Origin of the sequence: Bradyrhizobium sp. TM102 (assembly GCF_009176685.1) — a bacterium.
Lineage (GTDB): Bacteria > Pseudomonadota > Alphaproteobacteria > Rhizobiales > Xanthobacteraceae > Bradyrhizobium > Bradyrhizobium ottawaense.
On sequence record NZ_AP021855.1, the window covers coordinates 5,729,366 to 5,743,792 of the forward strand.

The following is a 14,427-nucleotide window of genomic DNA, read 5'->3' on the forward strand; positions in this document are numbered from 1 at the left end:
CCTTTGTGGGCCAGTGGCCGAGCTTACTGGTTGTGGGTCTTCAGGACCTGGTCGCAGGCCTGCGAGATCTTGGCCCGGTTCTCCTTGAGGCAGGCCAGGATGGTGAAATCGCCCTGGTCGATGACCGGGCGGCAGAACTTCTGCACGTCGCGCGTGCAGGCCTTCTGCTCGGCGTCCGTGCCGCGCCCTGCCTGGGCAAAGGCCGCCGTCGAAAGGGATGCCGACAGCAGGGTGAGAGCGACGAGAAGCTTACGCATTGTATTCCTTCATTCTGACGGCAGAATCGCACCGGACCCGGACTGCACAGGGCGGAGGACCGGAACGGATTGTTCTGATGGCAAGTCGCCGCGACAGGTGCGGCCTCAGAGAAGGCACAAGCACTGGCAAATGCGGCCAAATTGGCGCCACGCCCACCAAATCAGGTCTTCCCTGCGCCTTCATTGGCAGATGTAAGAGATTGATACTACGTCATAATTCGGAAGCACTGCGTTTTACTGCATACCTGTTGCAGAGCTGCATCTGTCCGCCCCGCCTTTCCCGCCGGAAACACGCAGAAACAGGGCAAATCGACCGGTCCAGGTCTGGCGAGAGGCGTCGTGAACCGCCATCTCTGGCGGCCGGGCTTTGAACCTGACACTGGCTCGGAGCACTAAACTTTCGATGTGGCGAGACGTTATCACGCGTAAGCGGGCGTCGTTCCAAAACGGGATATTTGAGATGAAATTCTTTGGGCGATCTGGACTGGCAATCAAAGCGGCCGGCATCGGGGCGGCGCTGCTCTTCTCGGTTTCGGCAGGCCACGCTCAGTCGTCCGGCCCGTTTGCCGGTTTCGACGGCGCGTGGACCGGCACCGGCACGGTGTCGCTGTCCGACGGCTCCACCGAGCGGATTCGCTGCAAGGCCGACTACAAGGTCGCCGGCAGCGGCCTCAATTTGAAGCAGGCTCTGCACTGCGCCTCCGACAGCTACAAGTTCGACCTCACCAGCGACGTGACGAGCCAGGGCGAGCGCATCTCCGGAAATTGGAGCGAGTCCAGCCGCAACATCTTCGGCAATCTCCAGGGCACCGCTGGCGGTGGCCAGATCGACGTGTTCGTCGAGGCCAACGGCTTTGCCGCAAATCTGTCGCTGCGCACCAACGGCACCAAGCAGACGGTGCAGATCAGCTCCAAGGGCGAGATCCGCGGCGTCAACATCACGATGACGAAGGGCTGATTTCGTTCAGCTTGAATGGAATCATTAGCCCCCGGTTCTCGCGAGCCGGGGGCTTTTTGCTGGCATGAACTCACCCGGAACGGACTTGCCGAGATGGACCCGATACGCAGACATCTGCTCAAGGCCGCCGGGCTCTTCGTCGCCACTCGCGCCTTCGCCTATGATCAGCAGGGAGCAAACATGCAGCCTTCGTCCGTGAAGCCGCGTCACGTGCTCTGCTTCCTTGGAAAGAATGAAAGCCTGCTGCGACCGCCGAAGGCGGTGGCCGAGACGATCGCCGATTTAGGCTTCGAGATCGACCGCACCCATTCGCAAGCAAAGCCCGATCCGCACATGGAGCGGTCGTTCGGGGTGTGCTGGGACCGCGTCTTCCCGAAGGCATGGTCCGCATCCGACGAAGCGGCCGTGGCCAACCACAAATCAGTCCTCTACGTGCTGGGCCCGCCGATGGCTCAGCAGAAGACGGCCGCCTTTTCAGCCGCGGCCCTGCAGATCGTGGACGAGATGCTCGACGCGGGCGCCGTCGCGGCGAAGGGCGAGAGCGCCGGCGTCGCTCACGGCATCGCGCGGTGGCGAGGTCTCATGGATCAGGCGCGCAAGGGCGCCATAACCAGCCAGGGCCTCAGCATGACCCCCGCCGTCACCAGGGCCTGCCGCCTTGCCTTCGCCAAGCGCCCGCTCGCCGGTAACAGCTATTACGAGACCGTCGGCTATCACCTCGTCGGCCTGCCGGAGGTCCATGTCGCGAAATCGCGCGGCAACGAATGGTCCGCGGTGATGGCGATGGAGGAGATCGCCAACGCCATGGCCGAGCGCGGCATCGAGGCGACGCTGCGCGAGCGCAAGCTCACGCTCTCGCACGAGCAGGACTACGCCGAGGACGACTTCAAGTTCAATCCGTACGGGATCGTCCGGATCGAGGCGTGAGGCAGGGCAGCCTTAGCTGCCTCGCCGCTCAGATTGCCGGCTTGTCGGTCCCCTGCAGCTTGGCGTGCAGGTTGATCAGCCACATCGCCGTCGGCCGCAGGATGAAGAGGTCGGCGACCAAGGCCATCACCATCGAGAAGGCGCTGAGCCAGCCGAACAGCCGCAGCGATGGCAGGTCGGAGAACACGGTGACGACGAGGCCGCAGGCCAGCACCACCGTGGTCAGGATCAACGCCGGGCCGACCAGCACGGTCGCGCGCTCCACCGCGAGCGCCGAGCCGACGCCCGGCTTGCTCTCGAGCCGGAGGCGGTTGAGGAAGTGGATGGTGGCGCTGAGGCCGAGACCGAACGAGACCGTAAGCGCGACGACGCTGGCGAATTGCAGGCCCTCGCCCATCGCCCACAGCACCGTTCCCGACATCACCACCGGGAAGATGCCCGGCAGGATGCAGGCGAACATCACCACCCAGGAGCGGAAGGCGAGGCCGATGAAGATCGCGACCAGCGCGAATTCGACGGTGAGCCCGCGGTTCAGCTTCTCGATCATGCTGGCCGAGTTGCGCGCCGCGATCGCGGCAAGGCCCGTCACCGCGACCTCGTAGCCCGGATGCTTCTTGCGGACGGCGTCGAGCTCGGCATCGAGCTTGTCGACGATCGGCAGGAGCTGGCTGGAATCCTTGTCCGGCACGCGGCCGGCGACCACAACCGCGTCCTGCTCGGCGTCAATGAAGCGCCGCACCAGATGCTCGGGAATGACGCTGACATATTCCTTCAGCGTCGCGACGTCGGCGCTGCCGGCCTTTTCCGCAAGCCAGCGGCGCAGGGTCTCGACCGACCAGACATTGCCGACACCGGCCGCCTTCTCCACGGTCGCATGCACGTCCGCGATGGTCTGCAGCGTCTCCGGCGAATAGAGCGATTCACCCTTGGGGAACTGGATCAGCACATTGACCGGGTTGGCGCCGGTGAGCTTGGCGTCGAGCCGGTTGCTGGCAGCGACCGCCTGACGCTTGTCCGGCACCTGGTCGGCAAGCCGGTAGCGCGGCTCCAGATTGGCGTAGATGACGCCGAGGCCGCCGACGAACAGCACTGCGATCAGGCTGAACAGGCCGGGCCGGCCCACCATCCGCACCGCGATCCAATAGCAGAAATTGCGCAGCGCCTGGACGCCGGCATCCGCGCTCTGGAACTTGACCGCGAACGTCTTCTCGTTGCGCACGAGCAGCACGCCGAACACCGGCACCAGCGACAGCACCGCGACCAGCGCGATGATGGTGGCGGCGAGGCCCGCCTCGCCGAACTTGCGGATCAGGTCCGAGTTGGAGAACTGCAGCGCGATGAAGGAAATGCCGGCGGTGCCGTGCGTCAGCACGCAGGCCGGGCCCACCACCAGCACCGCGTTCTTGAACGCGGTGAACTTGTCCTGGCCCGCGATCAGCCGGTCGCGCGCGGCGAAGGTGAGCTGCATCGAGTCCGAGAAGCTGATGACCATGATGAGCGGCGTCATCACGTTCAGGAACATGTTGAGATTGAAATTGGCCCAGCCGAGCGCGCCGAGCGCCAACAGGATCGCGATCATCGGCGGAAACGCCGCGGCGACCATGAACGAGATCTTGCGGAAGAAGATGATGGCGATGATGCAGCCGGCGAGAATGCCGAGGATGTTGTAGGTCAGCCCGTCGCGTTCGACGGCATTGCGGATCTCGAGCTGCATGACCGGCACGCCCGAGAGCTGCACGTTGAGACCGGTGTCGCTGAGATCCTCCTTCATCAGGGCGCGGATGTCGCCCACGGTCTTGGTCAGCTTGCTGGACGCCACCACCTCCGGATCGAGCGACAGCACGATCAGCGCCAGCGTGCCGTCTTCCGACAACAGCTTGCCGCGGATGATCTCGTTGTTTTTGACGGTCTCGATGAACTTGTCGTAGTCGGCGCCCTCGGGCAGTTCGGCCGGAAACAGCGCCGCCGGCAGCTTGCCCGGTGCCGGCGCCTGGCGCGCCGAGAACAGCGAGACCAGCCCGCGCGTGCCTTCGACCAGTTGCAGGTCGGTGACGAAGTCGCGCAGCTTCTCCAGATTATTCCGGGCCAGCAGGTTCTTGCCCTCGACCACGACGAGGACGTCGAATTCCTCGGCCGGGAACTTCTTCGTGACCTCTTCATATTGATGGAATTCGCGACTGTCGGAGCGAAACAGCTGCGACAGCGAATCGTCGATCTTGATCCGGTGGATGCCGAACACGGCTCCGACGATCAGGACGAGCAGGACGATGCAGGAGACGATCGGCGCCCGGACGGCGATCAGCCCGATGCGCTCCAGCCCGAAGGCGATCGAGGACGTAGGTCCCTGCTCGACCTTGTCGACATGAACCTCATTCTCGCTGTGCTTTTCGAGCATGCCTTATCCAGTTCCTAAATCGGCTCGGGCTGAGAGCTTAGTGCGCCCCGCGAACGGCTTGAAAACGCCATACCAATGGGAGGCTTGCCCTTTGAAAATGCGCGGAAAATCGCCGCGAGGGGTTTAGCAGGTGAACCGGTCTTTTCGCAAGCAGGCGAAGTGTGGCCGAATCGATCAAGAAGTGGCGATCTGGACCGGGGATGCCCGTCATTCGGGCAATGCCGTGCCAATTCGACGCGGCGCGCGGTCCGCGCTCTCGTCCTTCAGCGCCACGCCGCTGACCTGCCGGGCCAGCCCCTCGCGGACCAGCCAGGCGATCTTGAAGGCGGCCTCGTCGTAGCTCAACCCGGCGTGGTGGATATTGGACACGCAATTTCGCTCGGCGTCAGTGCGGCCGGGCTTCGGCGCAAAGGTCAGATAAGCGCCGAGGCTATCGGGCGCCGACAGGCCCGGCCGCTCGCCGATCAGCATCAAGGCCATGCGCGCACCGAGAATGGCGCCGATCTCGTCGCCGAGCGCGACGCGCGCGCCTGACGCGACGACGACATGGCCGACCGCGACGTCGTCCCCTTCCGCGAGCAGCGGCAGCAGGCGCCTCACCAGGGCCACCGCATGGGCGTGGACCGCCGCCGCGGACAGGCCGTCGCCGATCACGAGCGCAAGCCGGCACGGCGCCGAAGCCGCTCGCGCCAAGACCTCGGCCGAGCCGGGGTCGAGCCGTCGTCCCAGATCCGGCCGCCGCAGATAGTCCCTGCGGTCGACCGCCTGGCTCCTCACCTCGGTGACGGCAAGCCCCAGCGCGCCGAGATCGGCGACCATACGCGCTGCATCGAAGGCGGCATGCACGGCATCGCGGGCGCGGGCATGATCGAGCGTGAAATCGAGCAGCGCCTTGGTCGGCACGCTAGCGCCGCTGCGCCCGAGCGCCACGCGCGCGGGCGTGAACGCCCGCAGATCGAGGGTCGGACGGCGCGGCAGGGCCGGATCAGACATGTCGCATCATTCGGCGGGAACGGCGGCCTCGCGCAGCCGGATCGAGTAATTCGAGGCGTTCTGCCTGCCGCTGGAGGCCGCGCGCGCAAAGGTGATGAGATGGTGCGCGATCAGGGTGCATCCGATCAGGCCTTCGACATCGCCGCGCTTGAGGCGCCCCAGCGCGAACTTCCAGAACACGCGCTTGTAGTCACCGAGCACGCCGACCTTCCAGAAGATGTTGCGCAGCATGACGAGGCCACGCCTGATGTTGGCCCAGGTCTTCATCTCGTCCGGGGTCGGCACCTTGAGGCGGTGAACATAAACGTGGTCGCATTGATACTGGAAGCGCGCGTAGACCTTCTCGGGCGCATATGCGACCGCCATCGCGTGCTTCCAGGACGCGACGACGTCGTCATAGGGCAGCAGGAAGTCGACGTTGGAATCGCGGCCGTCGTCTTCGACCAGGCGACCCTCGCGCTCCAGCCGATCCCACAGCGGCGTCTTCGGCAGCGCCTGAAGCAGGTTGATCGTCAGCAGCGGAATCCGGGACTCCTCGACGAAGCCGAGCAGCGCCTCAGACGTATTCGGCTTGTCGGTGTCGAGTCCCATGATGATGCCGGAGACGACCTCCATGCCGTAGGAGTTGATGGTGCGCACGCCCTCCAGGATCGGGACCATCATGTTGTGGTCCTTCTGCATCGCCTTCAGCGCGTCGGGATCGGGCGTCTCGATTCCGCAGAAGATGGTGATGAAATAGGCCTCGCGCATCTTCTCGAGGATCTCGGGCCGCTTGGCGATGTTGAGCGTCGCCTCGCAGGCGAGCCGCACCACGTAGCCGGTCCGCTTCTGCCATTCGATCAGATGCGGCAGCAGATCCAGCGCCGCCTTGCGGTTGCCGATGAAATTGTCGTCGACGAAATAGACCGTGTCCGTCATGCCGCATTCGCGCAGGCGGTCGAGCTCGGCGATGATCTGCTCCGGCGCTTTGAGGCGTGGATTGCGGCCGTAGAGGCCGGGGATGTCGCAGAACTCGCACTGATAGGGACAGCCGCTGGAATACTGGATGCTGCCGAGCATGTATTTCTTCACGTCGGCAAGCTCGTAGGCCGGGATCGGAAACTCCGTCATCGGCACGCGGTCCTTGGTGGTGAGCACCACCTGTTCCTCAGGACGCGTGGTGTCGCGCGACAGGATCTCGATCAGCTGGTTGGTGGCATCGCCGAGCTCGCCGACATGGAGATAGTCGAAGGACGGATAATAGTCGGGACAGGCGCTGACGGAGGGACCGCCGAGCGCGACCGGCAGATCGAATTCATGAGCGCGGCGGCAGATGTCGTTCATCTGCTGGCGCTGGATGTGCATGCCGCTGACGAAGACCACCTCGGCCCACTCGAACTCCTCCCTGGTCGTGCGACGCAGGTTCTCGTCGACGAATTTGACCTGCCAATCCTGCGGCAGATAGGCCGAGATCAGCAGCAGCCCCTGCGGCGGCATGAAGGCACGGACACCATCGGTCAGGGGATAGGAATGCTCGAACGTCCCGAACGACGAGGTGTAGCGCGGAAACACACAGAGAATCCGCCGCGACGTTCCGTTACTTTCAGCTCGCATCAAAGCTCCCCCGCCACGCTCGACCTGGTTGCGGAAATAGCCAGCCAGACACATAGCGTAATGCTGCCGCCGGAATTTCTCAATATTGTGGCACAAGCATAATTCGGAGAGGGACCAATGGTTTCCTGAAGGCCTTAGGGAGCTTCCAGCCTCAGGCGATCAGCCGCGAGGCAAAATCGGGCAGCAGGCCTGCATCGCCGGCAAGTCGGAAATCGGCGCCAGTAATCCCTGCCTGCACCAGCCAGTCGTCGAATTCCGGCGCGCGGCGCAGACCGAAGACGTCCCGGACATAGAGCGCGTCGTGAAAAGACGTCGATTGGTAGTTCAACATGACGTCGTCGGCGCCGGGGACACCCATGATGAAGGTGACGCCGGCGGCTGCGAGCAGCGTCAGCAGATTGTCCATGTCGTCCTGGTCCGCCTCGGCGTGGTTGGTGTAGCAGATGTCGATCCCGAGCGGCAGGCCGAGCAATTTGCCGCAGAAATGATCCTCCAGCCCGGCGCGGATGATTTCCTTGCCATCATAGAGATATTCCGGGCCGATGAAGCCGACCACGCTGTTGACCAGCAGCGGGGCAAAGGCGCGGGCGACCGCATAGGCGCGCGCCTCGCAGGTCTGCTGATCGACGCCGTGGTGGGCGCCCGCCGACAGCGCCGAGCCCTGGCCGGTCTCGAAATACATCACGTTCTGCCCGACCGTGCCGCGCCCCTGCGACAACCCGGCCTGCTGCGCCTCCTTCAGAAGCGCAAGGTCGATGCCGAAACTGCGATTGGCGGCCTCGGTGCCGGCGACCGACTGGAAGACGAGGTCGACCGGCACGCCCTGCCCGATCAGCGCCAGCGTCGTCGTGACATGGGTCAGCACGCAAGCTTGCGTCGGGATCTTCAGCCGCGTGATGATCTCGTCGAGCAGTCGCAGCAATTGCGCGATGACGGCCGGATCGTCGCTCGCGGGATTGATGCCGATGCAGGCATCGCCGGCACCCAGCAGGATGCCGTCGAGGATCGAGGCGGTGATACCCCTGGCATCGTCGAAGGGATGGTTGGGCTGCAGCCGCGTGCTCATCCGCCCCTTCAGGCCGATGGTGTTGCGGAAGGCGGTGGTGACCTCGCATTTCCGCGCCGCCAGGATCAGGTCCTGATTGCGCATCAGCTTCGACACTGCCGCTGCCATCTCCGGGGTGATGCCGCCCGCCAGCTTGCGCAGGATTTCGGGCGTTGCGGCATCCGACAGCAGCCAGTCGCGGAAGGCACCAACCGTCAGGGATGCCACCGGCGCGAAGGCCTTCGCGTCATGGCTGTCGATGACGAGGCGGGTGACCTCGTCGGCCTCGTAGGGAATCACGGCTTCCTGCAGGAATTGGCCGAGCGGGACGTCGGCGAGCGCCATCCGCGCCGCGATCATCTGCTCGGCGGTGTCGGCGGTGATCCCGGCCAGCCGGTCGCCGGAGCGCGGCGGCGTCGCCCTGGCAAGCAGGTCGCGCAGGTCCGGGAAGGTGTGGGTCGTGGCGTCGATGGTATGGCGGTAGACCAAGGGTCTCTCCGGGGTGCGTCGGCCGGTGGCCGACCTAAGACTATCCTGAAACTCTACCTTCGGATCAAGACGCTGAAATAACTTGCCTTTCCTACGACCAAGGACGGAGGCAGCCAACGGCCGTGTTAACGCCGCATCCATCTTCGTTCTGCATAGTTTTGCATCAAATTCGAACCACCCCGCTCACCGGCCGCTTCAGGCCATTCCGGGCCCCTGAACACCATGACATCAGACCGATCTGGGAATGCCGCCAAGCTGGCTGGCCGTTTCACGCTTGCCACCAAGCTCTATGCGATCTTCGCACTGTTCGCGCTGCTGACGGCTGCGATCGCGATGCTGTCCGACTACAACAGCCGCCGCGGCGCCGACCTGACCAGCGCGATCGAGACGGCGAACGCCGCAGCTCTGAACGTCGAGCGCGTCAACTCGCTGGTCTATGCGGTCGTGATGGAATCGCGCGGCGTCTACATGTCGACCGAGCCCGCCGTGGTGAAGAAATACGGCGAGGGCCTGCTCAAGTTCAACGCCCAGATCCTCGACGTCGTGAAGCGCTGGGAGACCATCGTTAAAGCCGACGATGCCGAGCAGTTCGCCACCTTCAAGAAGCGCATCGAGCAGTTCGTCGAGTTCCGCAAGGAACTGGTGCGCCGCGGCGTCGAGATCAATGCGGCCGCGGGCCGCGAATGGGGCGACAACGATGCCAACCGCACCGTGCGCTCGGCGCTGAACAAGGATCTCGAGGCGCTGTCCAAGGTCTATGCCGAGCGCGCCAAACAGATCGCGCGCGAGACGGAGACCAATCGCACCCTCTCCTTCGTCCTGACCTGCCTCGGCGGCGTGGCGCTGGCCCTGGTCGTGATCGGCATCGTCATCATCGCCCGCTCGGTCGCCCGGCCGCTCGCCGCGATCACCGCGACCATCAAGCAGGTCGCCGACGGCACCGAGGATGTCGTGGTGCCGCACTCCGACCGCGCCGACGAGATCGGCGCGCTGGCACGCGCGATCCAGGTCTTCCAGGAGGCCATGGGCCGCAACCGCAACCTCGCCGCGCAGGTCTCGCAGGGCTCCGCCGCGCGCGAGGAGCGCGCGCGCCACATCGAACAGTCCGTCGAGGAGTTTCGCGGGGCGATCGGCGCGATCATGCGCGGCCTCAGCGACAACGCCTCGGTCATGCGCGAGACCGCGCAGACCATCACGCGCGTCACCGCGGATGCCTCTAGCCGCGCCGGCACGGCGGCCAATGCCACCGAGCAGGCCTCGCACAACGTCACGGCGGTGGCCGGCGCGGCCGAGGAACTGTCGGCCTCGGTCGTCGAGATCGGCCGCCAGGTGCGGCAGAGCGCCGGCGCGGTCGAGCAGACCGGCCAGCGCACCGAGAAGTCGATCTCCGAGATCGAGAGCCTCGCCGCGGCGACGCAACGCATCGACGGCGTGCTCAATCTGATCCAGGCCATCGCCGAGCAGACCAATCTGCTGGCGCTGAACGCGACCATCGAGGCCGCGCGCGCCGGCGACGCCGGCCGCGGCTTTGCCGTGGTCGCTCATGAAGTGAAGACGCTCGCGGGCCAGACCGCCAAGGCCACCGCGGAGATCAGCGAGAACGTCTCGATGATCCAGGCCTCGACCCGCAACGCGGTCGATGCCGTGCGCGAGATCGGCGGCGCGGTGCGCGAGATCAACGAGGTCACCTCCGCAATCGCCGGCGCCATCGGCCAGCAGGACGCCGCCACGCGCGAGATCTCGTCCAACGCGCAAAGCGCGGCGCAGGGCAACGAGACGCTGGTCGCAAACATCACCTCGCTGCGCGACGCCATCGGCGAGACCGATACCGCCGCATCCTCGGTGTTGACGGCGGCGGGCAGCCTGACCGAGACCGCGGACACGCTGTCGCGCGAGGTGGAGAAGTTTTTCCAGAATTTGCGCGCGGGATCGGCGGACGGCCGCATCGCCAGAGCGGGATGATCAAGGCCGGATGATTGGCGCGTCCGCCGCTGCAGGGGCCGCGGCGAGCCTGCTCCAGACAAAAGTGCGAAAACAACCCCATGCACAGTAGACGGGGTCAGCACTATCAATGGCCTGGCGCGGCCTGCACGATGACTGCTGATTTTTCGAAGTCGTTCCCAAGCGGAAATGGACAGCGATGCTGAGCTTGTGCCCTTCGCCACGCCGGCGACGGCTCACAGCATCTAACAACGCCTAACGAGCTATCGGCCGGCCTCCACGCCATGTTGCAGAGCCAGACGAAGGAGTGTCCTGCCCCGCAGGCGCCGATCGCCTGAAGCCAGGAGGCACTCCGATGCCCATGTCATCCAATTTGCCATCCAATTCGTCATCCAAATCCGCAATCATCATCGACAGAGATCGACGCGCGCTTCTCGGCACCGCTGCGATTGGAATTGCAGCGGCGATCTCCGCGAGCGTGTTTTCCGTTCACGGCGCGCTGGCGGCCGACGAGAGCGTCATTCGCCCGTTCCGTATCGACATTCCCGAGCAGGATCTCGTCGAGCTCCGCCGTCGTGTGCTGGCGACACGCTGGCCCGACCGCGAGACCGTTTCCGATCAGTCGCAGGGCATCCCGCTGGCGAAGCTCCAGTCGCTCGTGCACTATTGGGGCACGGGCTACGACTGGCGGAAGATCGAAGCAAAGATGAACGCGCTTCCGCAATTCGTCACTGCTATCGACGGGATCGACATTCATTTCATCCATGTCCGCTCCAGACATCCCAATGCGCTCCCTGTCGTGATCACCCATGGCTGGCCGGGATCGGTGTTCGAGCAGCTCAAGGTGATCGATCCGCTCACGGATCCAACGGCCCATGGCGGACGGCCTGAGGACGCGTTCGACGTGGTGATCCCCTCGATGCCCGGCTACGGATTCTCCGGCAAGCCGCGCGATACCGGCTGGGGCCCCGAGCACACCGCGCGCATCTGGGCAGATCTCATGAAGCGGCTGGGTTACACCCATTACGTCGCCCAGGGCGGCGATTGGGGTTCGCCCGTCTCCAGCGCGATGGCGCGGCTGGCGCCGGCAGGCTTGCTCGGCATTCACATCAACTTGCCGGCGATCGTCCCGCCCGACATCGCCGCGATCCTCGCCGCCGGCGGGCCTGCCCCGGCGGGACTGTCCGAGAAGGAACGCACCGCGTTCGAAGCATTCAGCGCGGCTGCCAGGATGGGCAACCGGTCGTATGCGGTGATGATGGGAACGAGGCCGCAGACGGTCGGCTACGGCTTGACGGATTCTCCTGCGGGGCTGGCAGCCTGGATGCTCGGTCATCCAGGGTTCTCGCATTGGAATTACGATGGCACCGACCCCGAGAAGTCCCGCGACGAGGTGCTGGACGACATCACGCTCTACTGGCTGACGAACAGCGCGGTTTCGTCGGCGCGACTTTACTGGGAATACAGCGGGCGCAGTCCCGCTCTCGCCGCCCCCGAGAAGACCGCGGAGATCTCGCTTCCCGTGGCCATCACCGTCTTTCCCGGCGAGAGCTATCAAGCCCCGGAGACCTGGGCCCGGCGCGCCTATCGCAACCTGACCTACTTCCATGAGGTCGACAAAGGCGGTCATTTTGCGGCCTGGGAGCAGCCCGAGCTTTTTTCCGCGGAGCTACGCGCCGCGTTCAAACCGCTTCGGCGCGCGAACTGACGCGCTCAGCGGCTCGACATGTCGATCAACGCGATTCCGCGAAAGCTTTTGCGGTTGCCAGACCGAGACCGGAAGCCGGCGGTCGATTAGCCGCTATAATTTGCTTGCATTCATCGATATGGGCCATGAATAGTGGCGGCCATGGCAAGCCAGGATTTCAACGATTTGCTGGCTTTCGTGGCCGTCGCCCGCGAGCGCAGCTTCACGAAGGCCGCTTTGAAACTGGGCGTGGTGCAATCGACGCTCAGCCATACGATCAAGCGCCTGGAATCGCAGATGGGGCTGCGGCTGCTCACGCGCACGACCCGAAGCGTCGGCCTGACCGAGGCGGGCGAGCGCCTTCAAAAATCGGTTGCGCCCCGCATCGAAGAGATCGAGCGCGATATCGCCGCATTGATGTCGCTGCGTGACAAGCCGTCGGGCACGATCCGGATCACGCTCTCGGACCATGCGCTGGACACGGTCGTCTGGCCGAAGCTGTCGCCAGACTTGGGAAAATACCCCGACCTCAAGGTCGAGTTCAGCCTCGACACGGCCTTCCGCAACATCGTCGAAGACGGTTTCGATGCAGGCATCCGCCTCGGCGAGAGCGTGGAGAAGGACATGATCGCGGTGCGTATCGGTCCAGACTGGCGGCTCGTCGCGGTCGCCTCGCCTGCCTATCTGAAGGAGCATCCGAAACCAAGACATCCGCAAGACCTGCTGAAGCACGTCTGCATCAAGCGGCGCGAGGCGGCCGGCGGCCACTACGTGTGGGAGTTCGCCAGGAACGGTCCCGACCTCCGGGTGCGCGTCGAGGGACAACTGACCTTCAATGATTCCCGGGCGATGATCGACGCCGCCGTCAAGGGTTTCGGCATCGCCTATGTCCCCGAGGACATGGTGACACGGCAGGTCCGGTCCGGTGAGCTCGTCATCGTGCTCGACGACTGGTCGCCGAAATTCGACGGCTACTATATCTATTATCCGACCTCGCGGCAGAACTCGGCCGCATTCAAGGTGATCGTCGACGCGCTCCGCCATCACGAAGCGCGAGGAAGGCGCCGCTAGTTTGCCTCGGCGGCTTCATGCGCGGCGCGCTGGCGCCGCTGCCGCGTCGCTCAACGATTCGACTGGTATGACCGAGAGCCAATCAGCTGCCGTCATTTCCCGTCGAGGAAAGCCCGCACCTTGCTCACGGTCTGCGCCGGCTGCTCTTCCATGATCCAATGTCCGGAGCCGGTGACGATACCGCCGTCAACCTTGGTGCCGACTTCGCGCATGATCGCCACTTGCTGATCGCCAAACGACTTTTCAGCGCCGAGGGCCAGGATCGGCATGTTCAACTTGGTCCCGGCAAAAACCTTGTTGTCCTTGGCGTCTTTCCCGAACGCTGCGAACTGCTCGAAGGCGTAATGCATGTTGCCTGGCCGGGCGTAGAGTTTCGCATAATGGTTGCGCGTCGCTTCGTCGATTGCCTTGGGGTCGGCCGACAGCTCATTGTAGAACCGGTCGAGATAGATGCGCTCGCGGCCCTTGACCAGGCGGTCGACGTCAGGGCCGCGGAAGTTGAAATGCCACAGCATGGGGCTTTTCAGGATTTCGTCCCAGGGCCCGATGCCGGGCAGCGGCGCGTCGATGACGACCCATTTGGTGATGCGGTCGGGATGTTGCGCCGCGAGCGCATAGCCCACCATGTTGCCGATGTCGTGCGTCACCAGATCGGCTTTCTGGACGTTGAGCTTGTCCATGACCATGGCGATGTCGACGCCCTGGTTTTTCTTGTCGTAACCGGCTGCGGGTTGCGACGAAAGCCCCATACCGCGCAGGTCCGGAACGATCACGGTGTGGTCCTTGTAGAGTGCCTTGGCGAGCGGCGCCCACATGTCTCCGGTGTCGCCGAAGCCGTGCAGGAGCACGACCGCCGGTCCCTGTCCGCCAACGCGGACATGCAGGGTGACGCCGTTGACCGAGATGCGCTGGATTTTGAAATCCGCGGGAAAGGGCTCCACGGCGGCAAGCGCGGATGGGCCGCTGCAGATGATCAGGATCGTCAGGATAGAGGCGAAGATTGCCGCGATGGATCGCGCGCCGGACGTCCGGCGGCTCGGGGCGAAACTGCACATTGTTGACCTGCTCGCT

11 protein-coding genes are annotated in these 14,427 nt (G+C 64.6%); 5 read left to right on the forward strand and 6 right to left on the reverse strand.

Going from position 1 to position 14,427, the window contains the following annotated elements; genetic code table 11:
• Positions 1-23 precede the first annotated feature (23 nt).
• Positions 24-257, reverse strand: coding sequence for a hypothetical protein (locus tag GDN70_RS27260; protein WP_028143219.1), 234 nt, complete (start codon positions 255-257; stop codon positions 24-26).
• A gap of 460 nt (positions 258-717) precedes the next feature.
• On the opposite strand from GDN70_RS27260, the gene GDN70_RS27270 reads away from it, so the two are divergent.
• A complete protein-coding gene (locus GDN70_RS27270) occupies positions 718-1,215 on the forward strand; it encodes a hypothetical protein (protein ID WP_028143220.1) in 498 nt (165 codons plus the stop codon).
• Positions 1,216-1,308: 93 nt separating this feature from the next.
• Positions 1,309-2,142 (forward strand): hypothetical protein, encoded by an 834-nt coding sequence (locus GDN70_RS27275; RefSeq protein ID WP_152103282.1) that lies wholly within the window; start codon positions 1,309-1,311, stop codon positions 2,140-2,142.
• A 28-nt stretch (positions 2,143-2,170) separates the two neighbouring features.
• Here GDN70_RS27275 and GDN70_RS27280 read toward each other — a convergent pair whose 3' ends face one another.
• The 4 genes from GDN70_RS27280 to GDN70_RS27295 all read right to left on the reverse strand — a co-directional run bounded on the left by GDN70_RS27280 (position 2,171) and on the right by GDN70_RS27295 (position 8,657).
• Positions 2,171-4,537 carry an RND family transporter gene (locus tag GDN70_RS27280; protein ID WP_028143222.1) on the reverse strand — a complete coding sequence of 789 codons (2,367 nt, stop codon included), beginning with the start codon at positions 4,535-4,537 and terminating at the stop codon, positions 2,171-2,173.
• 207 nt (positions 4,538-4,744) lie between these two features.
• A complete protein-coding gene (eutC, locus tag GDN70_RS27285; RefSeq protein WP_028143223.1) occupies positions 4,745-5,530 on the reverse strand; it encodes an ethanolamine ammonia-lyase subunit EutC in 786 nt (261 codons plus the stop codon).
• Between the two features lie 6 nt (positions 5,531-5,536).
• Positions 5,537-7,123: a B12-binding domain-containing radical SAM protein gene (locus tag GDN70_RS27290; protein ID WP_038971571.1), complete on the reverse strand. Its 1,587-nt coding sequence runs from the start codon at positions 7,121-7,123 to the stop codon at positions 5,537-5,539.
• A 151-nt stretch (positions 7,124-7,274) separates the two neighbouring features.
• A complete protein-coding gene (locus tag GDN70_RS27295) occupies positions 7,275-8,657 on the reverse strand; it encodes an ethanolamine ammonia-lyase subunit EutB (protein WP_038947785.1) in 1,383 nt (460 codons plus the stop codon).
• Positions 8,658-8,879: 222 nt separating this feature from the next.
• On the opposite strand from GDN70_RS27295, the gene GDN70_RS27300 reads away from it, so the two are divergent.
• The 3 genes from GDN70_RS27300 to GDN70_RS27310 all read left to right on the forward strand — a co-directional run bounded on the left by GDN70_RS27300 (position 8,880) and on the right by GDN70_RS27310 (position 13,356).
• Positions 8,880-10,619: a methyl-accepting chemotaxis protein gene (locus tag GDN70_RS27300; protein WP_038947784.1), complete on the forward strand. Its 1,740-nt coding sequence runs from the start codon at positions 8,880-8,882 to the stop codon at positions 10,617-10,619.
• A 334-nt stretch (positions 10,620-10,953) separates the two neighbouring features.
• A complete protein-coding gene (locus GDN70_RS27305; RefSeq protein ID WP_152103283.1) occupies positions 10,954-12,306 on the forward strand; it encodes an epoxide hydrolase family protein in 1,353 nt (450 codons plus the stop codon).
• A gap of 141 nt (positions 12,307-12,447) precedes the next feature.
• Complete coding sequence (locus GDN70_RS27310) at positions 12,448-13,356, forward strand: LysR family transcriptional regulator (protein WP_152103284.1); 909 nt, start codon at positions 12,448-12,450, stop codon at positions 13,354-13,356.
• Positions 13,357-13,448: 92 nt separating this feature from the next.
• On the opposite strand, the gene GDN70_RS27315 is transcribed toward GDN70_RS27310, so the two are convergent.
• Entirely contained in the window at positions 13,449-14,411 is a 963-nt protein-coding gene (locus GDN70_RS27315) for an alpha/beta fold hydrolase (protein ID WP_152103285.1), read from the reverse strand.
• Positions 14,412-14,427 lie beyond the last annotated feature (16 nt).

Bases quoted from the DNA above. Each gene is read 5' to 3' on its own strand.
- GDN70_RS27260 (WP_028143219.1), bottom strand. From the start codon at position 257: ATGCGTAAGCTTCTCGTCGCTCTCACCCTGCTGTCGGCATCCCTTTCG.
- GDN70_RS27270 (WP_028143220.1), top strand. From the start codon at position 718: ATGAAATTCTTTGGGCGATCTGGACTGGCAATCAAAGCGGCCGGCATC.
- GDN70_RS27275 (WP_152103282.1), top strand. From the start codon at position 1,309: ATGGACCCGATACGCAGACATCTGCTCAAGGCCGCCGGGCTCTTCGTC.
- GDN70_RS27280 (WP_028143222.1), bottom strand. From the start codon at position 4,537: ATGCTCGAAAAGCACAGCGAGAATGAGGTTCATGTCGACAAGGTCGAG.
- eutC (WP_028143223.1), bottom strand. From the start codon at position 5,530: ATGTCTGATCCGGCCCTGCCGCGCCGTCCGACCCTCGATCTGCGGGCG.
- GDN70_RS27290 (WP_038971571.1), bottom strand. From the start codon at position 7,123: ATGCGAGCTGAAAGTAACGGAACGTCGCGGCGGATTCTCTGTGTGTTT.
- GDN70_RS27300 (WP_038947784.1), top strand. From the start codon at position 8,880: ATGACATCAGACCGATCTGGGAATGCCGCCAAGCTGGCTGGCCGTTTC.
- GDN70_RS27305 (WP_152103283.1), top strand. From the start codon at position 10,954: ATGCCCATGTCATCCAATTTGCCATCCAATTCGTCATCCAAATCCGCA.
- GDN70_RS27310 (WP_152103284.1), top strand. From the start codon at position 12,448: ATGGCAAGCCAGGATTTCAACGATTTGCTGGCTTTCGTGGCCGTCGCC.
- GDN70_RS27315 (WP_152103285.1), bottom strand. From the start codon at position 14,411: ATGTGCAGTTTCGCCCCGAGCCGCCGGACGTCCGGCGCGCGATCCATC.